This is a genomic window from Citrobacter sp. Ce006 (assembly GCF_030336535.1).
Taxonomy (GTDB): Bacteria; Pseudomonadota; Gammaproteobacteria; order Enterobacterales; family Enterobacteriaceae; genus Citrobacter; species Citrobacter europaeus.
In genome coordinates this window covers 333,851-357,286 of the sequence record NZ_JAOWDO010000065.1, presented here as the reverse complement: position 1 = coordinate 357,286, position 23,436 = coordinate 333,851, and the positions used below count along the sequence as shown (strand labels likewise).

General features: G+C 50.6%; 21 protein-coding genes. 9 read left to right on the top strand and 12 right to left on the bottom strand.

Annotation, left to right across the window (positions count from 1 at the left end; all coding sequences use genetic code 11):
- Positions 1 to 150 precede the first annotated feature (150 nt).
- Positions 151 to 1,620, top strand: a complete 1,470-nt coding sequence (lysP, locus tag OGV94_RS08735) for a lysine-specific permease (protein ID WP_003027419.1) — start codon at positions 151 to 153, stop codon at positions 1,618 to 1,620.
- Between the two features lie 73 nt (positions 1,621 to 1,693).
- On the opposite strand, the gene OGV94_RS08730 is transcribed toward lysP, so the two are convergent.
- From OGV94_RS08730 to serB, 3 genes are all read right to left on the bottom strand, one after another.
- Positions 1,694 to 3,679, bottom strand: a complete 1,986-nt coding sequence (locus OGV94_RS08730; protein ID WP_286523101.1) for a ligand-gated channel protein — start codon at positions 3,677 to 3,679, stop codon at positions 1,694 to 1,696.
- Positions 3,680 to 4,012: 333 nt separating this feature from the next.
- Complete coding sequence (locus OGV94_RS08725; protein WP_043016964.1) at positions 4,013 to 5,335, bottom strand: MFS transporter; 1,323 nt, start codon at positions 5,333 to 5,335, stop codon at positions 4,013 to 4,015.
- Between the two features lie 31 nt (positions 5,336 to 5,366).
- Entirely contained in the window at positions 5,367 to 6,254 is an 888-nt protein-coding gene (serB, locus tag OGV94_RS08720; protein WP_286523097.1) for a phosphoserine phosphatase SerB, read from the bottom strand.
- Between the two features lie 216 nt (positions 6,255 to 6,470).
- Between serB and OGV94_RS08715 the strand changes: the two genes are divergently transcribed.
- Both OGV94_RS08715 and OGV94_RS08710 read left to right on the top strand, forming a co-directional pair.
- On the top strand, positions 6,471 to 7,835 hold the full coding sequence (locus OGV94_RS08715) for an L-serine ammonia-lyase (RefSeq protein WP_087051321.1): 1,365 nt from the start codon (positions 6,471 to 6,473) through the stop codon (positions 7,833 to 7,835).
- On the top strand, positions 7,832 to 8,221 hold the full coding sequence (locus OGV94_RS08710; RefSeq protein WP_043016962.1) for a helix-turn-helix domain-containing protein: 390 nt from the start codon (positions 7,832 to 7,834) through the stop codon (positions 8,219 to 8,221). Before OGV94_RS08715 ends, OGV94_RS08710 begins: the two co-directional genes overlap by 4 nt.
- Here OGV94_RS08710 and fghA read toward each other — a convergent pair whose 3' ends face one another.
- Positions 8,222 to 9,058, bottom strand: coding sequence for an S-formylglutathione hydrolase (gene fghA, locus OGV94_RS08705; RefSeq protein WP_087052519.1), 837 nt, complete (start codon positions 9,056 to 9,058; stop codon positions 8,222 to 8,224).
- A gap of 321 nt (positions 9,059 to 9,379) precedes the next feature.
- On the opposite strand from fghA, the gene folE reads away from it, so the two are divergent.
- The 6 genes from folE to mglC all read left to right on the top strand — a co-directional run bounded on the left by folE (position 9,380) and on the right by mglC (position 16,300).
- The gene (gene folE, locus OGV94_RS08700) at positions 9,380 to 10,048 is read left to right on the top strand and encodes a GTP cyclohydrolase I FolE (protein WP_003027410.1); all 669 of its coding nucleotides are present in this window, start codon (positions 9,380 to 9,382) and stop codon (positions 10,046 to 10,048) included.
- 14 nt (positions 10,049 to 10,062) lie between these two features.
- Complete coding sequence (gene yeiB, locus OGV94_RS08695) at positions 10,063 to 11,220, top strand: DUF418 domain-containing protein YeiB (protein WP_286523095.1); 1,158 nt, start codon at positions 10,063 to 10,065, stop codon at positions 11,218 to 11,220.
- Between the two features lie 144 nt (positions 11,221 to 11,364).
- On the top strand, positions 11,365 to 12,390 hold the full coding sequence (galS, locus tag OGV94_RS08690) for an HTH-type transcriptional regulator GalS (RefSeq protein WP_043016959.1): 1,026 nt from the start codon (positions 11,365 to 11,367) through the stop codon (positions 12,388 to 12,390).
- 293 nt (positions 12,391 to 12,683) lie between these two features.
- Positions 12,684 to 13,682 (top strand): galactose/glucose ABC transporter substrate-binding protein MglB, encoded by a 999-nt coding sequence (gene mglB, locus OGV94_RS08685; protein ID WP_043016958.1) that lies wholly within the window; start codon positions 12,684 to 12,686, stop codon positions 13,680 to 13,682.
- A 71-nt stretch (positions 13,683 to 13,753) separates the two neighbouring features.
- Positions 13,754 to 15,274: a galactose/methyl galactoside ABC transporter ATP-binding protein MglA gene (gene mglA / locus OGV94_RS08680; RefSeq protein ID WP_003027396.1), complete on the top strand. Its 1,521-nt coding sequence runs from the start codon at positions 13,754 to 13,756 to the stop codon at positions 15,272 to 15,274.
- Positions 15,275 to 15,289: 15 nt separating this feature from the next.
- Complete coding sequence (gene mglC, locus OGV94_RS08675; RefSeq protein ID WP_005129205.1) at positions 15,290 to 16,300, top strand: galactose/methyl galactoside ABC transporter permease MglC; 1,011 nt, start codon at positions 15,290 to 15,292, stop codon at positions 16,298 to 16,300.
- 58 nt (positions 16,301 to 16,358) lie between these two features.
- Here mglC and preA read toward each other — a convergent pair whose 3' ends face one another.
- The 8 genes from preA to OGV94_RS08635 all read right to left on the bottom strand — a co-directional run bounded on the left by preA (position 16,359) and on the right by OGV94_RS08635 (position 23,357).
- The gene (preA, locus tag OGV94_RS08670; RefSeq protein ID WP_286523093.1) at positions 16,359 to 17,594 is read right to left on the bottom strand and encodes an NAD-dependent dihydropyrimidine dehydrogenase subunit PreA; all 1,236 of its coding nucleotides are present in this window, start codon (positions 17,592 to 17,594) and stop codon (positions 16,359 to 16,361) included.
- A complete protein-coding gene (locus tag OGV94_RS08665; RefSeq protein ID WP_043016956.1) occupies positions 17,588 to 18,829 on the bottom strand; it encodes an NAD(P)-dependent oxidoreductase in 1,242 nt (413 codons plus the stop codon). The genes preA and OGV94_RS08665 overlap by 7 nt, the downstream gene beginning before the upstream one ends.
- A gap of 233 nt (positions 18,830 to 19,062) precedes the next feature.
- Entirely contained in the window at positions 19,063 to 19,302 is a 240-nt protein-coding gene (locus OGV94_RS08660; RefSeq protein ID WP_047409976.1) for a DUF2542 family protein, read from the bottom strand.
- Between the two features lie 2 nt (positions 19,303 to 19,304).
- Complete coding sequence (gene sanA, locus OGV94_RS08655; protein ID WP_043016954.1) at positions 19,305 to 20,024, bottom strand: outer membrane permeability protein SanA; 720 nt, start codon at positions 20,022 to 20,024, stop codon at positions 19,305 to 19,307.
- A 169-nt stretch (positions 20,025 to 20,193) separates the two neighbouring features.
- Positions 20,194 to 21,078, bottom strand: coding sequence for a cytidine deaminase (gene cdd, locus OGV94_RS08650; protein ID WP_043016953.1), 885 nt, complete (start codon positions 21,076 to 21,078; stop codon positions 20,194 to 20,196).
- A 148-nt stretch (positions 21,079 to 21,226) separates the two neighbouring features.
- Positions 21,227 to 21,922, bottom strand: coding sequence for a CidB/LrgB family autolysis modulator (locus OGV94_RS08645; protein WP_043016952.1), 696 nt, complete (start codon positions 21,920 to 21,922; stop codon positions 21,227 to 21,229).
- On the bottom strand, positions 21,919 to 22,317 hold the full coding sequence (locus tag OGV94_RS08640) for a CidA/LrgA family protein (protein WP_043016951.1): 399 nt from the start codon (positions 22,315 to 22,317) through the stop codon (positions 21,919 to 21,921). Before OGV94_RS08640 ends, OGV94_RS08645 begins: the two co-directional genes overlap by 4 nt.
- A 131-nt stretch (positions 22,318 to 22,448) precedes the next feature.
- Entirely contained in the window at positions 22,449 to 23,357 is a 909-nt protein-coding gene (locus tag OGV94_RS08635) for a LysR substrate-binding domain-containing protein (protein ID WP_286523092.1), read from the bottom strand.
- Positions 23,358 to 23,436: the final 79 nt, after the last annotated feature.

Sequence of the window (23,436 nt, the reverse complement as noted above, 5' to 3'; positions counted from 1 at the left end):
GTTTTATCCGCCTTGCGTCGCCCATTTTCTGCTTTACTTATAATCCGCGGCCAGTCATGAAGGTCTCTTATAACTGCGTATTTGTGCCGGAAGAATGCCATTTCGTCTGCTACAATCGCGCCTCATTTTTTGGATGGATAGCATTTTCACATGGTTTCCGAAACTAAAACCACAGAAGCGCCCACGCTACGTCGTGAACTGAAGGCGCGTCACCTGACGATGATTGCCATTGGAGGCTCCATCGGTACAGGTCTTTTTGTTGCATCTGGTGCAACTATTTCTGCGGCGGGTCCTGGCGGCGCGTTGTTCTCTTATATACTGATCGGTCTGATGGTGTACTTCCTGATGACCAGCCTCGGTGAACTGGCTGCCTATATGCCGGTTTCCGGCTCGTTTTCCACCTACGGTCAGAACTACGTAGAAGAAGGCTTTGGCTTCGCGCTGGGCTGGAACTACTGGTACAACTGGGCGGTAACGATTGCCGTTGACCTGGTGGCCGCACAGCTGGTGATGAGCTGGTGGTTCCCGGACACGCCAGGCTGGATCTGGAGCGCACTGTTCCTCGGCGTTATCTTCCTGCTGAACTACATTTCCGTTCGCGGATTTGGTGAAGCGGAATACTGGTTCTCACTGATCAAAGTTACCACCGTCATTATCTTCATCGTGGTTGGCGTGATGATGATTTTCGGTATCTTCAAAGGCGCTCAGCCGGTGGGCTGGAGTAACTGGACGACCGGTGATGCACCGTTTGCCGGTGGCTTTGCCGCGATGATTGGCGTGGCGATGATCGTCGGCTTCTCCTTCCAGGGTACGGAGCTTATCGGTATCGCGGCAGGCGAATCTGAAGATCCTGAAAAGAATATTCCACGTGCGGTACGTCAGGTGTTCTGGCGAATCCTGCTGTTCTATGTGTTCGCGATTTTGATTATTAGCCTGATCATTCCGTACACCGATCCGAGCCTGCTGCGCAACGACGTGAAAGACATCAGCGTTAGCCCATTCACGCTGGTATTCCAGCATGCGGGTCTGCTGTCTGCGGCGGCGGTGATGAACGCGGTTATCCTGACGGCGGTGTTGTCTGCGGGTAACTCCGGGATGTACGCCTCCACGCGTATGCTTTACACCCTGGCATGCGACGGTAAAGCGCCGCGTATTTTCGGTAAACTGTCTCGTGGCGGTGTTCCGCGTAACGCGCTGTATGCGACCACCGTGGTGGCGGGGCTGTGCTTCCTGACCTCGATGTTTGGCAACCAGACCGTGTACCTGTGGCTGCTGAATACCTCCGGGATGACGGGCTTTATCGCCTGGCTGGGGATCGCCATTAGCCACTATCGCTTCCGTCGTGGTTATGTGCTGCAGGGTCACGATGTTAAGGATTTGCCGTACCGTTCTGGCTTCTTCCCGTTGGGTCCGATCTTCGCCTTTGTGCTGTGTCTGATTATCACTCTCGGCCAGAACTACGAAGCGTTCCTGAAAGACAGCATTGACTGGGGCGGCGTGATGGCAACCTATATCGGTATCCCGCTGTTCCTGATTATTTGGTTTGGCTATAAGCTGACGAAAGGAACCCATTTTGTTCGTTATAGCGAAATGAAATTCCCGGGTCGCGTGAAGAAATAATTCTTAACCAGCTACGGCAGAAAAAACAAAACCCCGGCATGATGAGTGCCGGGGTTTTTTTATTGCGCCAGACTTAGAAGCTGTAAGTCATGCCAACCGTGTAACGACGTCCATCAAGAACGGTGTCGTAGGTATCGTAATCGATTTGTTTATCCAGCACGTTATACACGCCAGCGGTCATCAACAGATCCTTGGTTGCATAGTAACGTAAACCAACATCGACCTGAGTATAGGACGGCGTGCCCTGGGCCATGGAGGTACGGCTCAGGTATTCAGACGTTTTCCCGCGCAGATTCAGACGGCTCCAGAAACCGAGATCCTGGGTGGCCTGCCAGTCCAGCGTAGTGTTGAACATATGCTTCGGCATTTTGTTCAACGGCTGGCCGGAGAACTGACCGCTTTTCTGCTCAGATTCCGTATAGGTATAGTTCGCCGTCCAGTTGACGTCGGAGGTTATTTTCCAGCCGAAGGTGGATTCTACGCCGCGCATATTGGCTTTATCGACGTTAACGCGATCGCTGACGAAGTCATAATGGGTATTGCCGATGGTGCAGGCCGGATCGGAACTGCTGTTGCAACGGCGAACTTCGGTGATTTTGTTTTTGAAGTCAGTATTGAACAGCGTAACGCCCGCATTGAGGTCGTTGCCGTTATCCCACAGTAAACCGATCTCTTCGCTGAGGCTTTTCTCCGGTTTCAGGTCCGGGTTGCCGACAATGATTCCGTTCAGACGACCGCCGCCGGTGACCTGTCCCCAACTGGCAGAAGACTGGCGCAGATCCGGGGCGCGATAGCCCGCAGAAACACCGCCTTTTAAGGTCCATTGATCGCTCAGATGCCATACGCCATAGCCGCGTGGCGTCCAGTTGTCGCCGTAGTTTTCATCTTTATCCATACGCAGACCGCCGGTCAGCGTGAAGGTATCGGTAACGGCCCATTCATCTTCGGCAAACAGCGCCCAGCTCCAGCGAGTCAGTTTGTTCAGTCCATCAGCCGCTTGTAGCTGGTTGCCATTATCGCGCAGTTTTTCATAACGATATTGCCCGCCCAACGTCAGGGTGTGCGCCCCAAGGAAGACCTGGTTCTGGTTATTGAAAATCGTGTTATAAGACTTCATCTGGCGACCGGGGTTTTCGGTCTCTTCCTGCTGGACATAGCTGGTGGAGTTGAAGTCGTCGTAATAACCGCTGTGGGTCAGGGAATACGTCGTGTGCACATACTTGTTTTCGCTTTTACTGTTGGGCTTACAGCTCCCGTTACGGCAGTTTTCCTCGGCCATGGATTTGCCTGGCGTACTGTCGCGATCCTGCAGTTCACGCGCGTAATCGAAGTCGATGTCATTTTTATCATCTGGCGTAAAGTTCAGGGTTAAACCCCCGTTACGCATACGCTGTTCATTGTAGCCATTAAGGATTTTATCTTCGGCCCGGTGGGAGAATAAGCCAGTCACCTTCGCGCCGAGTAATCCGTCAATCAGTGGCCCAGACGCATAGGCGTTAGTCTGGTAAATATCGCCGGAATCTCTGTCTTCCTGGAAGGTGGCATCGCCGTGCAGAGAGCCGGTCCAGGCTTTGGTATTCGACACTTTCTTGGTGATGACGTTAATGACGCCACCCATCGCATCGGAGCCGTAGAGGGATGACATCGGGCCGCGGATTACCTCGATACGCTCGATGGATTCCAGCGGCGGCAGCCAACCTTGCTCAATACCTGAGTTGTCGCTGTTAGGACGTGTGCCGCGCGTGCTAATGCGTTTGCCGTTGACCAGGAAGAGCGTGTATTGCGAAGCCATACCGCGAATACTAATATCGCTGCTGCTCCCCCCGCCGGTGACGACGACGCCAGGGACATCTTTTAGCGCATCGGTAACATCGCGATAGGCTTTGTCCTCAATCTGCTGCTTGGTAATAACAGATATCGACGCGGGTGCATCCTGAATTTTCTGCTCGAAGCCGGTAGCGGTAACGACTACGGTGTCTTGTTCAGCGGCATGGCCGAGTGATGGGAGACTGGCGACGCATACTGCGGCAGCTACAGCCTTAACGTGAGGTATAGTCATTTGTATCATTCCATTTAAATGAATCAAACTGCGTGTCATATGAAAGGCCATGACAATTGTATGTATTTGTCTTTTAAGGACTCTTTTCAGTAAAGAAGCGAATGGATTGTACAAAAGTATGAATGTTTGTAAACACAAATGATAATAGAAATCATTTGTGTTTGATATTGTTTCGATATAAAAGCTTTTTTAATCAATAGGATAATGTGGAAAGAAAAAAGGAGAAAAAGTGAAGGAATGATGGAGGAATGAAGAGGAAGGACACCTTTTTGACGCTGAAAGAGCCTAACCGAAGGACAGCGGCGATGGCGCCACCGTCCTGTTATGGCTGGCTTATAGCCGATGGAATTTGGCGAGTAAGGCCAGTGACAAGGTGGTTAACAGGATTGCGATCACGGCATAGAGATAGACTCCAGACCACTCCCAGTTGTTCTTTACTAATATCACCGGTACGCCTGCTAATGCCGCGCCAACATAGCTAAACAATCCGCGGAAACCGGTTATCGATCCCGCCGCATCTTTGTGAGTGACATCCAGACAACCGACGGCAAAAAGCATATGCGGGCCGTACAGGGCAAAACCCATAATAGTGAAGAGAATGGCCGTAATGGTATATGAAGTATCCTGAACTAGTGGGATTAAGGTAATACACACGCAGAGCATTAATGCGAATATTAATCCTGTCATCCAGCGGTTACTTTTAAACATAAAGTCCGATAAGTAACCCGCCAGTAACCCCCCGGCAAGTCCTCCGGCTTCAAACCACGAGATAATGGAGTTGGCTTTAATCAGGCTCCAGCCATGTACCTGAGAATAGTAAATTTGTGGCCAGTCGTTGAGGATGGTGCGGGCAATATAAACCGACATATCGCCAATGATAATAATCCACACCAGCGGGTTAATCAGGATATATTTAACAAAAATCTGCCAAAAGGAGAGGTTAACCGGACTGGCTTTAACCTGGGCTAACTCTGTTGGATCCTTGCGCCATTCGCCAACGTTGGGCAAACCTAAGGTCCCGGGACGGTCTTTAATTGTAAAGAGCGCAATGACCCCCATCAGCAAGGAGATCGCGCCCGGCACATAAAAACCCATTTTCCAGCTACCGCTCCAGACAATCGCGAAACTTGTCAGCAGTGGGGCGAGACTACCGCCAATATTATGCGCCGCTTCAACGACCGCCCACCAACGTCCGCGTTCATTCTTGGAAAACCAGGATGCCATGATCTTTGCCATGGGCGGAAAACTGGTACCCTGGAGGATAGCATTGAGGCTGTACAACACATAAAACGCGGCAACGCTGTCGGAAAAACCAAACAGAATATTAACGATCCCCACGCCAATGAGCACCGGGCCGGTCATGGCTTTCGGGTTGATTTTATCAACCAGCATGCCGCCAACAAACTTCATTGAGCCATACAGAATGTAAAACAGTGAAGACATGATGGCAAAATCTTCAGCGGTCAGAGCGGTATCTGACAGCATGGCCGGCATGGCGGCTGAGAAGTTTTTACGTGTTAAATAAAAGACGGCGTAAGAGATAAAAACTGAGGTAATAATCTCTATTCTGAATTTTTTGTAAGTATGGTCGATCTCTTTTTTTTCTTTTACAACCGGCTTATCAGCCTGGCTGAATATAAATGATTTCAAGCTCATATGATTTTCCCTTCAGACAGTGCTCGTGGGGTTATAATCCATTTTCGATAAAGAACAAAAGCGACTCGAATCCGTGAAAGTTAATCTGATTGGCAATTAAATTCCTGACGGCGGGTTTTGCTTGCCAGGCAATACCGGTGCCAGCATACGTCAGTATGGGGATATCGTTGGCGCCATCACCGCAGGCGATAATGTTATGCTGAGGTATCTGTAGAGAGTCGGCAAGTATGGCCAACGTTTTCTGCTTATTTTCTGCATTCATGATTGGCGTGGAAATATTATCCGTTAGCATGCCATCCCTGATTGCAACGGTATTTGAAAATACATAATCCAGCTGATATTTCTGTTGTAAACGGCGGGTGAAAATATCCAGTCCGCCGGAAATGATCGCTGTTTTAAATCCCTTCTGTTTGAGGAGTGGCAAAATGGTGGTGATGCCGGGAGAGGCCGTCATCCGATCGCATACGGCATTGATGACATCGATGTGCGTTCCTTTTAACATTCCGATGCGCTGAGTGAAACTGCTATTGAAATCCAGTTTTCCTTCCATCGCCTGCTGCGTCAATTCCGTTATCCGATCGGTGATGCCTAGCGCGTGGGCGATCTCATCCACACCTTCTTCCTCGATAAACGTCGAGTCCATGTCAAAGGCGATGATCCCGTTCGTCGGGATGATTTGCGGTTTTAGGAAAAAATCAAATTGCTGAGTGAACGATGTAGCTCTTAGTTTCTTGTATATGTCATCGGTGAATACTTCATCGGGTATTGATAATTTTAAATACGGTTTATTGAATGCGGCTATAGATAACTTTTCCAGTGCGCAAGGATATTGTTTGGTCTCGGTATTTAGAAACGTATTGTGCAGCCATGCCTGAAGTTTTTCAGGATCTTTTGCACTAATAAAATAAATAATTGCCATTATCTCACTCCTGTAAATTAAGATTATTGTAATAGTAGGGGGTGACGATTGAATCCTGCTTTATCACAGATGTGAATGTTAAAAAAAAGATAAAATAGTATTGTTTTTTATACCAACAAATAAACAAAGTCTGAAAGGTATCGTTTTTGATATACGCGTCACGGTCTGTTGCTACTGGCGGTATATTCTATTATGACTAACAGGGATGGGTCTAAAATGGAAAGTTGTATTGATATTTTTAAAGTCGTTATTGGGCCTTCCAGTTCAAGAACAGTAGGGCCAATGCGTGCCGCGTTTAACTTCATTTCACAATTAAAGCTACAGGAGATCTTACCGCTAACGCGAGAAATCGAGGTTGAGCTATATGGCGCGCTCTCATTAAGCCGCAAGTGTCATAACGTTGATATCGCTCTTTATCTGGGGCTGTTGGGCAACCAGCCGGATGATGTTGATTTACGCCAGCAGATGGATCTCATTAAACGTGCTGAACAGGACGGCACCCTGACGCTTTCTCCTTCAGTTACCGTGACGGTCGCGATTAAGCCGAATCAACACCCGCATTCTGGTCATCCCTATGCGATGACGTTTCGCGCCAGGGATGATTATTTTACGTTGTATGAAGAAACATGGTTTTCAACCGGCGCCGGCCAGGTTCGCAAACCCGGCGAGTCGGTGCCCGAGAGAGCCGCGCAAAAAAACGCATTTCCGTTTGCGTTTCAAAATGCCGCGCAGCTGCAGGCGCTGTGCCAGCGTAATGGATTATCCGTTGCGGCATTAATGATGAAAAATGAGTTACAGATGCATTCTCAGGCGGCGTTGCATGACTATTTCGCGCATGTTTGGGCGGTAATGCAGCAGGCAGTCCATCGTGGTCTGCATACTGAAGGCCTACTGCCCGGCTCGTATCAGGTGCCGCGCAGGGCCTGCTCGCTCTATAAATTACTGGCAATGAAACCCTCTGCTAACGACTTTCTCACCAACCTCAACTGGGTGAATGCGTTTGCGATTGCCGTCAGCGAGGAAAACGCCGCAGGAGGGCGGGTGGTGACCGCGCCGACCAATGGTGCCAGCGGTATCATCCCAGCGGTCCTCAGTTGGTACGATAAGTTTGTCTGTAAGCTGGATAGCGCATCGGTTATCCGCTTTTTCCTCACCGCTGGCGCCATTGCGCTACTGTTCAAACAAAACGCGTCTATTTTGGGTTCTGAGGTCGGGTGTCAGGGAGAGATCGGTGTGGCCAGTTCGATGGCCGCGGCCGGGTTAGCGGAACTGATGGGGGCGTCAGTTGCTCAGGTGCTGAATGCCGCAGAAATCACCATGGAGCATCATCTCGGGCTGACCTGCGATCCGGTTGGCGGGCAGGTACAAATTCCCTGTGTCGAGCGAAATGCGATTTCGTCCGTAAAAGCGATTAACGCCGCAACGATGGCGATGAGCCGCGTCAGCGAGCCATGCGTTTCGCTCGATGAGGTGATTGCAGCCATGTATGAAACGGGTAAAGACATGAGCGCGAAGTACCGCGAAACGTATCACGGCTGCCTTGGGAAAATTCAGCCCAAAAATCGGGGGAGGGCGGCATGAAATATCACACCATGAATAATGATGAAATCATCTTGTCATTATGCGCTCGCATTAGAGAAACGCGGATTTCTCTGGCGCTAACACAGCAGCAGCTTGCTGACAGTGCACAGGTCGGCATTGCGACCATTAAACGCATCGAGAAAGGCGGTGGCCTCAATCTGGACACGCTTATCTCCCTGTTGCGGGCGCTGAAAAAGTTGCACCACCTGGATGCAATCTTATTCGAGTCTGAAGTGCGTAATTTTAACGAAGGTCATGAAGGCGGTGAGAGCGTGGGGCGATTACAGGTACGCCAGCAGGCGGCCGATCTAAATCGTAAAGCGTCCGCGCCGCAGTCAGAAGAGATGAGCTACAGCGCGGCAATAGAAAATACGCTTTACTGGTGATCACTTCAGCAGATACTGGGCATGGAAGCGCAGGTGATCCTCAATAAACGACGCAATAAAGTAATAGCTGTGGTCGTAACCTGGCTGGATGCGCAGAGTCATCGGCCATGCGGTTTGACGGGCCGTTTCGGCCAGTACCGCAGGCTGGAGCTGATCGGCAAGAAACTGGTCGCTGTCGCCTTGATCGATTAGCGTCGGAATCGCATCTGCGGGCTTGCTGGCCAACATTAACGCGCAACTGTCCCACTCGGCCCACTGTGATTTATCTTCACCCAGATAAGCGCTAAACGCCTTCTCGCCCCACGGAACGCGGCAAGGATTGACGATCGGCGCAAAGGCGGAAATGCTGGTGTATTTCCCGGGATTTTTCAGCGCCATAATCAACGCGCCGTGACCGCCCATGGAATGTCCACTAATGGCGCAGCGATCGCTGACGTTAAACTGCGATTGAATCAGTGCCGGCAGCTCATCACGCAGATAGTCATACATGCGAAAATGCGTTGCCCACGGCGGCTGGGTGGCATTGAGGTAAAATCCCGCGCCCTGGCCTAAATCGTAGCCGTCATCGTTGGCAACCTGCTCGCCGCGCGGGCTGGTGTCCGGCATCACCAGAACAATGCCCAGCTCAGCCGCGATGCGCTGCGCACCGGCTTTGGTGGTAAAGTTTTCATCATTGCAGGTCAGGCCCGACAGCCAGTACAGCACCGGAGGCGGGGCGTTATCGCGGGGTGGCGGAAGAAAAATACTGAAGGTCATGGCGCAATTTAACGTGGTAGAGTCGTGACGCCAGCGTTGCTGCCAGCCTTCAAAACAGCGGTGCTCTTCAAGCATTTCCATGCGTGGCTCCTTATTGTGTTGAACCTGAATGTGTTTGCGAACTCACCATAATACAGATTATTCATAGCACTGTGAGTAACTTTCACTTCCGCATTGAGCAAACATACTTCATCATCTATATAACTTTACATTAACACTCGATGTCACCGGGTTGAATGACAAGTGAAATCGCTACGCTGAAAGGCTGCGCCAATTTCAATAATTATCGCGGTGAATACTGGATTATGTGCGCCGCCTCACGCACAATGTTCTGGCTGTGACACAGCCTAAAAACTTTGCCCCATGCAGGGCAGAGGCGCCCCACCTGCAGGAGAAGAAGAAATGTCATCACTCAGTAAAGAAGCGGCCCTGGTTCATGAAGCGCTGGTCGCGCGTGGTCTTGAAACGCCACTACGCCCGCCCGTGCAAGAGATGGATAACGAAACGCGCAAACGTCTTATCTCGGGCCATATGACCGAGATTATGCAGTTGCTCAATCTCGACTTGAGCGATGACAGTTTGATGGAAACTCCGCATCGCATTGCGAAAATGTATGTCGATGAGATTTTCTCCGGCCTCGATTACGCCAACTTCCCGAAAATCACCGTCATTGAAAACAAAATGAAGGTGGACGAGATGGTCACGGTCCGCGATATCACGCTGACCAGCACCTGCGAACACCACTTTGTCACTATCGACGGCAAAGCGACGGTGGCGTATATCCCGAAAGATTCGGTCATTGGTCTGTCGAAGATTAATCGAATTGTGCAGTTCTTTGCACAGCGTCCGCAGGTTCAGGAACGTTTGACCCAGCAAATCCTCACCGCGCTGCAAACGCTGCTCGGAACCAATAATGTGGCGGTGTCGATTGATGCGGTACATTACTGTGTGAAAGCGCGCGGCATTCGTGATGCGACCAGTGCGACCACGACCACGTCTCTTGGCGGATTGTTTAAGTCCAGCCAGAACACGCGTCAGGAATTCCTGCGCGCAGTACGTCATCACAACTGATTAGGGCAGGAACCATGGAGCGTAATGTCACGCTGGATTTTATTCGTGGCGTCGCCATTCTTGGTATCCTGCTTCTCAATATTAGCGCCTTTGGCTTGCCAAAGGCGGCATACCTCAATCCCGCGTGGTATGGCAACATCACCTTATCCGATGCCTGGACCTGGGCGCTGCTCGATCTCTTTGCGCAGGTAAAATTCCTCACGCTGTTTGCATTGCTGTTCGGTGCCGGTCTGCAAATGCTGCTCCCGCGCGGCAAACGCTGGATCCAGTCGCGGCTTACGCTGCTGGTGCTGTTGGGTTTTATACACGGTTTACTTTTCTGGGATGGCGATATCCTGCTGGCATATGGCTTAATTGGCCTGATTTGCTGGCGGTTGATCCGGGATGCGCCGTCGATAAAAAGCTTGTTTAACACCGGCTTACTGCTTTATCTGGTGGGGGTTGGCGTACTGCTGCTGCTGGGGGTTATCTCAGGGAGTGAAACCAGTCGCGCCTGGGCGCCGGATGCCTCAGCGTTGCTGTATGAAAAATACTGGAAAGTGAACGGCGGAATGGAAGCGGTCAGCAATCGCGTGGATATGATGTCCAATAGCTTGCTGGCGTTAGGCGCGCAATACGGCTGGCAACTGGCGGGGATGATGCTGCTCGGCGCGGCATTAATGCGCAGCGGCTGGCTAAAAGGGCAGTACAGCTTACAGCATTACCGACGCACCGGCGTGCTGCTGGTTATTATCGGCATGGCGATTAACCTGCCTGCTATTATCATTCAGTGGCAACTGGACTGGACCTACCGCTGGTGTGCCTTCTTGCTGCAAGCCCCGCGAGAGCTGGGCGCGCCGTTGCAGACTATCGGTTACGCCGCGCTGATGTTCGGTTACTGGCCGCAGCTTAGCCGCTTTAAATGGGTCATTGCCATCGCCTGTGTGGGCCGCATGGCATTAACCAACTATCTGTTACAAACCTTAATCTGCACCACGCTGTTTTACCAGGCCGGCTTATTTATGAAATATGACCGGCTGGAGCTGCTGTTTTTCGTCATCCCGGTCTGGGCCGTGAATCTACTTTTCTCCATCCTATGGCTACGTTTTTACCGCCAGGGCCCGGTAGAATGGCTGTGGCGTCAATTAACCCTGCGTGCTGCGGGGACATCATTGCCGCGTACATCCAGATAACGATCTGGATCACATTCATTAACAAAATGGATGTAAGCGCTTTCATTCCTGTGACACCACTCACGCAGTCCGTTTCATTGTGCTGACAAAATACCCAACCTGGGGTGTCTGTGGGTAACCACAATCTAAAACAGGGCAGTGAATATGGTAACCATCCGTGATGTGGCACGACAGTCTGGCGTTTCTGTAGCGACCGTTTCTCGCGTATTAAACAACAGTGCGCTGGTAAGTCCCGATACGCGTGAAGCGGTAATGAAAGCCGTCACGCAATTGGGCTATCGACCTAATGCCAACGCGCAAGCGCTGGCGACGCAGGTAAGCGACACCATTGGCGTTGTGGTCATGGATGTATCAGATGCGTTTTTTGGCGCGCTGGTAAAAGCCGTGGATATGGTTGCCCAGCAGCATCAGAAGTACGTCCTGATTGGCAACAGCTATCATGAGGCGGAAAAAGAACGTCATGCCATTGAGGTGTTGATTCGCCAGCGCTGTAACGCACTGATTGTTCACTCTAAAGCATTGAGCGATCGGGAGCTGGCCGAGTTTATGGATCAGATCCCCGGCATGGTGCTGATCAACCGCCTGGTGCCAGGCTACGCTCACCGTTGCGTCTGCCTGGATAACATCAGTGGGGCTAAAATGGCGACCCGAATGCTGCTGAATAATGGTCACCAACGTATCGGTTATCTGGCATCAAGCCATCGCATTGAAGATGATGCCATGCGTAAAGAAGGGTGGTTAACAGCCCTAAAAGAGCAGGAGATTGTTGCGGCAGAAAGCTGGGTCGGCACCGGTTCGCCCGATATGCAGGGCGGAGAGTCCGCGATGGTGGAACTGTTGGGGCGTAACTTACAACTGACGGCGGTCTTCGCCTACAACGATAATATGGCTGCCGGCGCGCTGACTGCGCTAAAAGATAACGGCATCGCTATTCCATTACACCTTTCTATCATTGGCTTCGATGATATTCCCATCGCGCGTTACACCGATCCGCAGCTGACCACTGTGCGCTATCCCATTGCCTCAATGGCAAAAATGGCGACGGAGCTCGCGCTGCAGGGCGCGGCAGGCACATTGGATCCGCAGGCGACGCATTGCTTTATGCCGACGCTGGTACGTCGCCATTCGGTGGCGCTGCGGCAGAATGCGGCACCGATCACTAACTCATAACGTTGCGCGATGTAACCGCTTTCAATATGTGAGTAAATTCACAGTATATTAACAATGCGATAGCTATGATGACACTGTTTGTTGCGCTGTAACTACTATGTAACGGTGAATAATCACTTTCACCGAGGTATAGGTGCCTTAAACAAAAATTAAAGCCTGTTTTTGGAGCGTTGCCAGACACGGAAGAAATATTTTTTAAAAGTGAGCTTCGGCGTTCAGTAACACTTCAGTAACGTTCTGCCTGCCGAGCATTTATCTCAAGTACTACCCTGCATAATAAAACCGGAGATACCATGAATAAGAAGGTGTTGACCCTGTCTGCTGTAATGGCAAGCATGTTATTCGGCGCGGCTGCGCACGCTGCTGATACCCGCATTGGTGTAACTATCTATAAGTATGATGATAACTTTATGTCCGTGGTACGTAAGGCTATCGAAAAAGATGCTAAAGCGGCGCCAGATGTCCAGTTGCTGATGAATGACTCGCAGAACGACCAGTCCAAACAAAACGATCAGATCGACGTGCTGCTGGCAAAAGGCGTGAAAGCACTGGCGATTAACCTGGTTGACCCGGCAGCAGCAGGCACGGTCATTGAAAAAGCACGCGGACAGAACGTACCGATCGTGTTCTTCAACAAAGAACCTTCTCGTAAGGCGCTGGACAGCTATGACAAAGCGTATTACGTCGGTACCGACTCTAAAGAATCCGGTATTATTCAGGGTGATTTGATTGCCAAACACTGGGCTGCAAACCCGAACTGGGACCTGAACAAAGACGGCAAAATTCAGTTTGTTCTGCTGAAAGGCGAACCGGGACACCCGGATGCTGAAGCGCGTACCACTTACGTGATTAAAGAGCTGAACGACAAAGGCATTAAAACTGAGCAGTTGCAGTTAGATACTGCAATGTGGGATACCGCTCAGGCGAAAGATAAGATGGATGCGTGGATGTCCGGTCCAAACGCGAACAAAATTGAAGTGGTTATCGCCAACAACGATGCGATGGCAATGGGCGCAGTTGAAGCGCTGAAAGCACACAATAAAACCAGCGTACCGGTATTTGGTGTGGATGCGCTGCCTGAAGCACTGGCGTTGGTGAAGTCTGGCGCAATGGCCGGTACCGTGCTGAACGATGCCAACAATCAGGCGAAAGCCACCTTCGATCTGGCGAGAAATCTGGCTGACGGCAAAGGTGCAGCTGATGGCACCAACTGGAAAATTGAGAACAAGATTGTTCGCGTTCCGTACGTAGGTGTCGATAAAGATAATCTGGCAGAGTTTACCAACAAATAAATACTCCGTATGTGGGCGCAATTTCATTGCGCCCTTAATTATGCACTCTGCAAGGCCAACAAGGTATAATTATGGTCAGCACACATACTCAGTCGTCAGGCGAATACTTGTTGGAAATGACCGGCATCAACAAGTCCTTCCCCGGCGTTAAGGCTCTTGATAATGTCAATTTAAAAGTCCGTCCGCATTCGATTCATGCCTTAATGGGCGAGAATGGCGCGGGGAAATCCACATTATTGAAATGTCTTTTCGGCATCTATCAAAAAGATTCCGGCAGTATTTTATTTCAGGGTAAAGAAATCGATTTTCATTCTGCTAAAGAAGCGCTTGAGAATGGTATTTCGATGGTCCACCAGGAATTAAACCTGGTATTACAACGTTCTGTGATGGATAACATGTGGTTGGGACGCTATCCCACCAAAGGCATGTTTGTCGATCAGGAAAAAATGTACCGCGATACCAAAGCGATATTCGATGAACTGGATATTGATATCGATCCGCGCGCGCGCGTTGGCACATTATCCGTTTCACAAATGCAGATGATTGAAATTGCGAAAGCATTCTCCTATGACGCCAAAATCGTCATCATGGATGAGCCGACTTCATCGCTAACCGAGAAAGAAGTTAACCATCTGTTCACCATCATCCGTAAGCTGAAAGAGCGTGGATGCGGCATTGTTTATATTTCGCACAAGATGGAGGAAATCTTCCAGCTGTGTGATGAAATTACCGTGCTGCGCGACGGCCAGTGGATAGCGACTCAGCCACTGGAAGGGCTGGATATGGATAAGATTATCGCCATGATGGTTGGGCGTTCACTTAACCAACGTTTTCCGGATAAAGAGAACAAACCCGGTGAAGTTATTCTGCAAGTGCGTAACCTGACTTCGCTGCGTCAGCCGTCGATTCGTGATATCTCGTTTGATTTGCACAAAGGGGAAATTCTCGGGATTGCCGGTCTGGTGGGCGCAAAACGTACTGATATCGTTGAAACGCTTTTTGGTATTCGTGAGAAATCATCGGGTACGATTACGCTCCACGGCAAAAAGATTAATAACCACAGCGCAAATGAAGCCATCAACCACGGTTTTGCGCTGGTCACGGAAGAGCGCCGCTCAACCGGTATTTATGCGTATCTGGATATTGGTTTTAACTCGTTAATTTCCAATATCCAAAATTATAAAAATAAAGTTGGTCTGCTGGATAATTCCCGCATGAAGAGCGATACCCAGTGGGTTATTGACTCAATGAGGGTGAAAACGCCGGGCCATCGTACACAAATCGGTTCACTATCCGGCGGTAATCAACAAAAGGTCGTTATTGGCCGCTGGTTATTAACCCAGCCAGAAATTCTGATGCTGGATGAACCCACGCGTGGTATTGATGTTGGCGCGAAATTTGAAATTTATCAGTTGATTGCCGAACTCGCGAAAAAGGATAAGGGGATTATTATTATTTCCTCTGAAATGCCGGAGTTGCTGGGTATTACCGATCGTATTCTGGTGATGAGCAATGGTCTCGTTGCCGGAATTGTTGACACTAAAACTACAACGCAAAACGAAATCCTCCGTCTTGCGTCTTTGCACCTTTAAGATTAGGGGCTCCTTATGAGTGCGTTAAATAAGAAAAGTTTTCTTACTTACCTGAAAGAAGGCGGAATTTACGTTGTTCTTTTAGTTTTGCTGGCAATTATTATTTTCCAGGATCCCACTTTCTTAAGCTTACTGAACCTGAGTAATATTCTGACGCAATCCTCGGTGCGTATTATTATCGCATTGGGTGTGGCCGGGCTGATCGTTACCCAGGGGACCGACCTGTCTGCGGGACGTCAGGTCGGCCTGGCGGCGGTCGTGGCGGCAACCTTGCTGCAATCGATGGAGAACGCCAATAAGGTGTTTCCTGAGATGGCTACGATGCCAATCATCGTAGTGGTGCTGATTGTCTGCGTGATTGGCGCCGTTATCGGTCTGGTGAACGGCATTATCATTGCTTATCTGAACGTGACGCCGTTTATTACCACTCTGGGTACGATGATTATCGTTTACGGGATCAACTCCCTGTACTACGACTTCGTCGGCGCATCGCCAATTTCTGGTTTTGACAGCGGATTCTCAACCTTTGCGCAGGGTTTTATTGCGCTAGGCAGTTTCCGACTCTCCTACATCACCTTCTACGCGCTGATTGCTGTAGCCTTTGTGTGGGTGCTGTGGAACAAGACCCGCTTCGGTAAAAACATTTTCGCCATCGGCGGAAACCCGGAAGCTGCGAAAGTGTCCGGGGTAAACGTTGCGCTGAACCTGCTGATTATCTATGCCTTGTCTGGCGTGTTCTATGCCTTCGGTGGTTTGCTCGAAGCCGGGCGTATCGGCTCGGCGACCAACAACCTCGGCTTTATGTATGAACTGGATGCGATTGCGGCGTGCGTGGTTGGCGGCGTGTCGTTCAGCGGCGGGGTAGGGACCGTGTTTGGCGTGGTGACCGGTGTGATTATCTTCACCGTTATCAACTATGGTCTGACCTACATCGGCGTGAACCCATACTGGCAGTATATTATCAAGGGCGGCATTATTATCTTCGCTGTCGCGCTGGACTCATTGAAGTACGCGCGTAAGAAGTAAACGTACAACGCAAAAAGCCCGGCACAGCGCAATCTGTACCGGGCTTTTCTTATCAGCGTTACAGCGTTAACGCATGTTCTTTCTCTCCGGTTTTAAATTTCACCTCGCCCAGATCAATACAGGCAACCGGGCAAACGTGACCGCACAACAAGCATCCCACACATTTTTCCGTGTCGCAGTGCGGCGTGCGGGTTTCCTCATTCCATTCCATCGCCTGATGCCCACCGTCATAGCAGGAGATGTAGCAGCGCCCACAGCCAACGCATTTATCAAGATGGATGTTCGGATAGATGATGTAGCTACGATCAAGTTCCTCTGCGGGGATGATATTGGCATTGGCCAGACCCACCATCTCCTCCAGTGACTCAAACCCTTGATCGGCGAGGTAATGTGACAATCCGCTGCTCATATCCTCCACAATCCGATATCCATATTGCATGATCGCGGTGGTCACCTGCAGCGTGGCCGCGCCTAACAGTAAAAACTCAGCGGCATCCTCCCAGGTTTCAATTCCCCCTATGCCGCTAATTGGGAAATCGCGCAGTTCAGGGTGCATGCGCAGTTGTTGGATAAAACGCAGGGCGATAGGTTTAACGGCCTTGCCGGAGTAGCCGGAAATACTGGATTTACCATTGACGACCGGCATCCCGATCTTCCGCTTCAGGTCGATATTGGTGATGGATTTAACCGTATTGATGGTCGCGATACCGTCGGCACCTCCGCGTTTTGCCGCCAGCGCCACCTCGCACATATCACCAATATTTGGCGTCATTTTAGCCAGCATTGGCAGGATAGAGCCGCGTTTAACCGCCCGACAGTATTTTTCAACCAGCTCAGGGCTTTGCCCCACATCGCTGCCCATGGCATGTGAGGTCATTTGCGGGCACGAGAAGTTACACTCGATCATATCTGCACCCGCTTCTTCAACCAGACGGGCCAGTTCCTGCCATTGCTGCTCATTTTCTCCCATGATCGACGCAATCAGGACCTTGTCAGGGTAGTCCTGTTTCAGTCGGCGGATCGCGGCCAGATTCTCCTCCAGCGGATGCTCGGCAATTTGCTCCATGTTTTTGAAGCCAATGAAGCCAGTATCTTCTTTGGTGAGATGGTCGAAACGTGGGGAGACTTCATTCGCAATAAAGAAACCGATCGTTTTAAAAACAATACCGCCCCAGCCGCTATCATAGGCTTTGGCGCACATTTCATAACAGTTGCCTACCGGCGAGGAAGAGAGGCAGAATGGGTTGGGGAATTTGACGCCGCAAAAAGTAATAGAAAGATCTTTCGTTAACATGAGCAAGCTCCCTCTAAATAGTGATGAATGGCCTGAGCGGCTTCCTTACCGGTTTTCACGGCGTAAACCACCGTTTTATCGCCTTCAACAATATCGCCCGCAGCAAACAGGACCGGATCGGCGGTTTGGTAGTTTTGCGTATCAATAAGATTACGCTGCGGCTTTAACGCGGCGAAATTAGCAAGCTGAGCATGTTGGCCGACTGCGAGAATAATGTGTTCGGCTTCAAGCGTGAGTTCGCCCGGCAGGCGTACGTGCTTAAAGGTGACGCGATTTCCGCTAACCGCTACCGGCGTGAAACCGTCAATAATCGATACCCCTAATGCCTGAGTGCTGCTGAATTCTTTGTCGCTGGCCGGGAAGTCGGCCAGTTCTTCACGCGCGACGCAGGTGACTGATGGGCAACCCAGCAGCTTCAATGTACTGGCGACATCCATCGCCACGTCGCCGCCACCGATGATTAATGCACTTTGCGCGACGGTAATATCACCGCTGGCTTGCCGGGCCCGTTGCAGAAAATCGACGGCAATTTCGACGTTTTCCGCATGGTCAAACATGGGTAATGTGGAACCGTAAGACATGCCTACGGTAACCAGTACGGCGCGATATTCTGCTTTGAGTTGCTCAACGGAAAGGGCATTGCCGACTTCACAATTGCACTTGATAGTCACGCCCATTTCAACGATACGGGCAATTTCATGATCCAAAACCGAGTGCGGCAGACGAAACTCTGGAATGCCATGGCGCAACCAGCCGCCTGGCTGGGCCTGTTTTTCGAAGATGGTGACGTCATAACCCAGATTGCTCAGCGTTACGCTGGCCTGTAACCCTGCCGGCCCCGCACCGATGACGGCGACCTTACCCAACGTTTTTGTTGCGGGCTGATAGATTTTCATTGCAGTCTGCTGTTCAAAATCGGTAATAAAACGCTGCAGACGCGCAATATCAATAGGCTTATCAATTCCTGAGCGCGTGCATCCGCGCTGGCATAATTTTTCTGTCGGGCAAACCCGGGCGCACACCGCACCGAGCGCATTATTTTCGCGGATAGTTTCGGCGGCGCCTTTAAAATTACGAAAATAAATGGAGCGAATAAATTTCCCCGGGTCGGTTTGCGCCGGGCAATCCTGACTACAGGGAGCATCGTGACATAATAAACAGCGGGAAGCCTCTTTTATTGCTAATAATGGAGTAAAACCAGGCGTGAGCTCATCCAGATAATTTTGTAGTGGCATATTTTCTTCCTTAATGCTTGAGTAAATTAAGGCAAACCGTTAATAACAAAATATAAAAAGTGAAAGGCTATTCTTAAGGCTAAGCACTGCAGGAAGAGTATTCTGTGAAAGAATTCACAAATAGAAGATAGTTTGAGGGAAATGCTGGGGGACAGCATTAATCCCTTATATTGAAATGGTAACTATTATCAAAATATTAGCTATTCTCAAATGCTAATATAAAGGCAATATCCTTAACGATAAAAAACTAAGTAAATAACCATACCGAAGGATAAACATCCGCATCCGGCATAAACCAGTACATAAGACCAAAATTGCAGGGGCTCTTCATGGCGATAAGCGTAGACCGGTTCGCGCGCATTCTTCTTAATTTTATCTACGGCCCCGGAGCGCCAGCCTTTCCAGGCTTCGCGAAAACAAAATACGGGAATGAGCAGAAAGGCCAACACGACGAAAAGGGTTTGTACATCCATGCTTATTTTCCTTGTTTCTTTTGTAATTCGAGCAGTTGTTCAGGCGTAACCGCCGGATATCCCTGTGCGTCGTCCGGTACCTGATGCATGGTAGGGATAGGCACCAGTGGGCCTAAAAAGCGGGGTTCACGTTTAAAAATGTAGAGATCGGCAAGTGCGCCAAAACGGGCGCCAAATTCACGTACCCGCACGGTGAGCATATCCTTTGGCGAAGGTACGGCGTAGCACTGAGCCTGGATACCCATATGCAGCGCAATAAACAAGGCACGCTCGCAGTGGAAGCGCTGGGTAATAATGATGAAATCGTTGGTATCGAACACTTTGCGGGTACGCACGATGGAGTCAAGCGTCCGGAACCCGGCGTAATCAAGCACGATGTCTGCTGGATCGACGCCTGCGGCAATAAGATCCTTACGCATCGTCATGGGTTCGTTATAGTTTTGCTGCGCGTTGTCGCCGCTTAACAGCAGATAGTTAACCTTCCCGCTGTTATAGGCGTTCAATGCGCCCTGAATGCGGTAGCGATAATACTGATTGATGACGCCGGTGCGGTAATACTTCGCCGTGCCCAGAACCACACCAACCTGGCGGTAGGGTAAATCCTGCAATTCGTCGTAGATGTAGGGGGCTGTCTTCCAGCTCATCCACCGGTCGAGTCCAAGCACAGTCAAAAGCAGCAAGCCTACCAGGACTAACAGGCTGTAAAACACGCGCTTTAACATGCAGAAAACTCGTTATTTGGATGGAATTTCAATCAGGCTACTGTACCGGAAGACGTAGCGCAAGAAACAGCAATCTGATTGAGGGGATTTTCAGCAAAACGGTCATATTGAATGGTCGTCTTGCAGGCCGGACGGCGGTATTGGCCGATCCGCCCTGCAGTACGAATTTTTACGCTAACAAAACGCGCTCAATATTATCGCAGCCTAACGCTTTCAGGGTGGCGGAGGTCGCATCCCACTGAATCAACGGCGCATCGGCTTTTTCAGCCAGCACGGCGCGTTGGATGTCCGGGTAGTCATAACCATTCAAATTCAACAGGTTTAACGCGCCCTGCAGCGGCGGCAGGGTCGGATTGAAGGCGGCGTTCTCAGCATAGCTGCCGCTAAAAATTCGACCATCTTTGCATTCCAGCGCAACGCCGCTTGGGGATTTGCTGTACGGCATATGGCATCTGTTGGCGGCGGTAATTGCCGCCTGGGTCAACGCATCGCCCTGCAGCGCGAAGCCGTGATCCTGATCGTCCATCAGCAGCGTTTTGATCTCCAGATCTTTCGGTCCGAAGGCATCTGGCAGGTAATCGCGCAGCACGTGCGGCGCACGCCCCGGCAGATGAATGCGTAAGTCCAGTCCGCTGTTCAGTTCGTTCATAAACTGGCGACAGTGTCCGCACGGCGTGTAGTTGACGGTGATGGCGGCGAGCCCTTTTTCACCGCGCAACCAGGCGTGGCTGATGGCGCTTTGCTCGGCATGAACGGTTTGCTGCATGGTCGCGCCCAGGAACTCCATGTTCCCACCGAAGTACCAGTTACCGCTGATGCCGCGAGAAATTGCCCCAACGTTGAAATTGGACAGCGGGGTACGCGCGCAGGCCGCAGCCAGCGGCAGCAGAGCGAATGCCAGCGCGTCTTCGTCCAGTCCCGATTCGCGTTTCAGCAAAGAGACCTGCTCAGCAGTCAGCATGGCGGGGAAATGCACATCCGCCAGAACAGGCGCCAGGGCTGATTGCAAGTTATCCGCGAGTTGGGCAAAAGCAGTTTGAAAACGTGGATGCATGGCGATGCCTCATAACAATGTAATGGAATCGTAGTTTACGGGCCTGTTACGGCTTTATATGTGATCCAAATCTCATTGCGTGTGCAACTTATGAAACTTAAATGAAAAATGTGCAACGCATCGCAAATAAATTACCAAAAAATGAAGGTTAACCGACCACCGCCAGAATAATCGGGAACAGGAATGGGGCGACTAACGAGGTGATAATCCCGCAAATAACCAGCGCCAGAGAGCCAAACGCGCCTTCCTGGTAGTCCAGCTCCGCACAGCGAGCGGTGCCGAGGGCATGCGAAGCAGTGCCCATTGCCAGCCCACGTGCGGCTTTGGTGCGAATACGCATCGCATTAAGCAACGTATGTCCAAACACAGCTCCGAGGATACCGACAAAAATGACGCAAACGGCGCTGATAGCCGGAATACCGCCAATACTGCCTCCCACCGCCATAGCGATAGGCGTAGTGACCGATTTCGGCATGATAGACGCGGCAATTTGCGGCGATGCGCCCATTAACAGGGCGACTGTTGTACCCGTAACCATCGCCACGATGCTTCCCACAAAACAGATAGCGATGATTGATTTCCAGCGGGCGCGGATCTGGTGCAACTGTTCATATAACGGATAGGCCAGCGCGACCACGGCAGGTTGCAACAAATCGTTCAGCACCTCACTGCCTTTGAAATAATGATCGTAGGGAATACCGGTCAGCAGCAGAATGGGAATAATCACCACCATGGCGACCAGCAGCGGGTTCAATAGCGGCATTTTAAATCGTGCAGCCAGCTTACGTGCGCCGAAAAATACCGCCAGCGTCAGAGGTAACGACCACCATATATACGACATCATTCTTTAGACCCTTTTTGCCCAACGATTTTGCGCTCACCGTGCACAATGTGCGAACTCCAGCTCACCACCAGGAAAACGACCAGCGTACTGATGGTGCAGGACACCACCACCGGACCAAATTGTGCGCGGAGCAGATCAAAGTACTGCATGATCCCAACGCCAATTGGGACAAACAGCAGGGCCATATAACGAATCAGCACGTAGCAGCCAGGGTTAACCCATTTTGCTGGTAACACCTGCAAAGCCAGTAAAACAAACAGAATCAGCATGCCGATAATGCTGCCCGGAATGGTGATAGGAAGTAGTGACGCAAGAAAAATACCTGCATAGAGGCAGGCATAAATCAGGACGAATGCGCGCAAATATTGCCAGATAGTGTTCAGTGCTTTGCTCATAGTTGAAACCCTTGACGAGACTGATTCATCATACAATTAAACTTCAAAACGTGCTACCGATCACATCATGAATTCTAAGCATAGAGGAAATAGATATCTGGAACATCGGGCGATGGCCCTAACTATCCACGCTAAACCTGTGCCAGGTAATACAGAAAACGATTCAAAGCGGTAGTGGGCGTTTCATTGTTGCGCCAGAATACGCCTACGCTGCCTTTTTGTTCAATTTTCGGCAGATTCAGAATAGCCAACTGTCCCTGGGCGGCATAACGCTGCGCCAGGCGTAGAGAAAGAATAGAGATCATGTCGCTACTTTGCAGCAGGTTGGTGCTGACGTTAATCGACGCCGATTCAATGATGTTTTCCGGCAGCATGACGCCGTTATCTACTAGCGCGTTATCAATGCTTATCCGGATGGGCGTTCCCGTCGGCCAGACAATCCAGCGCCAGCTAGCCAGATCGTGCCAGGTGAGTAGGGGATATTTTGCCAGCGGATGGTCGGGACGTGCGACGAAGCAGACCGGCTCGGTATACAGCACCTGATAATTGAGCGGCAACTGAAGCGCCCGGCCGCCGACGCGACCGACGACGACATCCACCGAACCCGCAAGCAGATCGTGCAGCAGCGGGGTCATCACCTTTTCTTCAATATTAAGATGCAGGGTGGGCAGTTCTGTGAGTAAACCCAGTATCGCCTGTGAAACGCAGTCGGTCGCCACCGGCGAGCAACCAATCTTCAGGCTCCCTACCAGGCCGCCTTGCTTAAAACGGGCGATTTCATACTGCGAACGTTCCATATCATTGATCAGGCGTTGGGCATGCTGAAGTAGCAGTTTACCGCCTTCGGAAGGACGCAAGCCTTTGCTGTGACGTTCAAAGAGCGTGATGCCAATCTCATCTTCGAGCTGTGATAACCATTTTGACAACGCTGGCTGGGTGATATTCATCATCCGGGCAACGTGAGTCAAATTCCCCTGTTCGCCCAGCGCGATAAGCGTTTGCAGGTGGTGCAACTTCAGTTTCTGCGCCCAGTTAGCCATTTGCTATAACCTCCAGGTTATGCCTCTGCATGAAAAGCCATTGTACATTTCATCTCCAAACATACAAAGTCGCAACATA

Coding starts and splice junctions, on each gene's coding strand:
- lysP (WP_003027419.1), top strand. CDS start 151: ATGGTTTCCGAAACTAAAACCACAGAAGCGCCCACGCTACGTCGTGAA.
- OGV94_RS08730 (WP_286523101.1), bottom strand. CDS start 3,679: ATGACTATACCTCACGTTAAGGCTGTAGCTGCCGCAGTATGCGTCGCC.
- OGV94_RS08725 (WP_043016964.1), bottom strand. CDS start 5,335: ATGAGCTTGAAATCATTTATATTCAGCCAGGCTGATAAGCCGGTTGTA.
- serB (WP_286523097.1), bottom strand. CDS start 6,254: ATGGCAATTATTTATTTTATTAGTGCAAAAGATCCTGAAAAACTTCAG.
- OGV94_RS08715 (WP_087051321.1), top strand. CDS start 6,471: ATGGAAAGTTGTATTGATATTTTTAAAGTCGTTATTGGGCCTTCCAGT.
- OGV94_RS08710 (WP_043016962.1), top strand. CDS start 7,832: ATGAAATATCACACCATGAATAATGATGAAATCATCTTGTCATTATGC.
- fghA (WP_087052519.1), bottom strand. CDS start 9,058: ATGGAAATGCTTGAAGAGCACCGCTGTTTTGAAGGCTGGCAGCAACGC.
- folE (WP_003027410.1), top strand. CDS start 9,380: ATGTCATCACTCAGTAAAGAAGCGGCCCTGGTTCATGAAGCGCTGGTC.
- yeiB (WP_286523095.1), top strand. CDS start 10,063: ATGGAGCGTAATGTCACGCTGGATTTTATTCGTGGCGTCGCCATTCTT.
- galS (WP_043016959.1), top strand. CDS start 11,365: ATGGTAACCATCCGTGATGTGGCACGACAGTCTGGCGTTTCTGTAGCG.
- mglB (WP_043016958.1), top strand. CDS start 12,684: ATGAATAAGAAGGTGTTGACCCTGTCTGCTGTAATGGCAAGCATGTTA.
- mglA (WP_003027396.1), top strand. CDS start 13,754: ATGGTCAGCACACATACTCAGTCGTCAGGCGAATACTTGTTGGAAATG.
- mglC (WP_005129205.1), top strand. CDS start 15,290: ATGAGTGCGTTAAATAAGAAAAGTTTTCTTACTTACCTGAAAGAAGGC.
- preA (WP_286523093.1), bottom strand. CDS start 17,594: ATGTTAACGAAAGATCTTTCTATTACTTTTTGCGGCGTCAAATTCCCC.
- OGV94_RS08665 (WP_043016956.1), bottom strand. CDS start 18,829: ATGCCACTACAAAATTATCTGGATGAGCTCACGCCTGGTTTTACTCCA.
- OGV94_RS08660 (WP_047409976.1), bottom strand. CDS start 19,302: ATGGATGTACAAACCCTTTTCGTCGTGTTGGCCTTTCTGCTCATTCCC.
- sanA (WP_043016954.1), bottom strand. CDS start 20,024: ATGTTAAAGCGCGTGTTTTACAGCCTGTTAGTCCTGGTAGGCTTGCTG.
- cdd (WP_043016953.1), bottom strand. CDS start 21,078: ATGCATCCACGTTTTCAAACTGCTTTTGCCCAACTCGCGGATAACTTG.
- OGV94_RS08645 (WP_043016952.1), bottom strand. CDS start 21,922: ATGATGTCGTATATATGGTGGTCGTTACCTCTGACGCTGGCGGTATTT.
- OGV94_RS08640 (WP_043016951.1), bottom strand. CDS start 22,317: ATGAGCAAAGCACTGAACACTATCTGGCAATATTTGCGCGCATTCGTC.
- OGV94_RS08635 (WP_286523092.1), bottom strand. CDS start 23,357: ATGGCTAACTGGGCGCAGAAACTGAAGTTGCACCACCTGCAAACGCTT.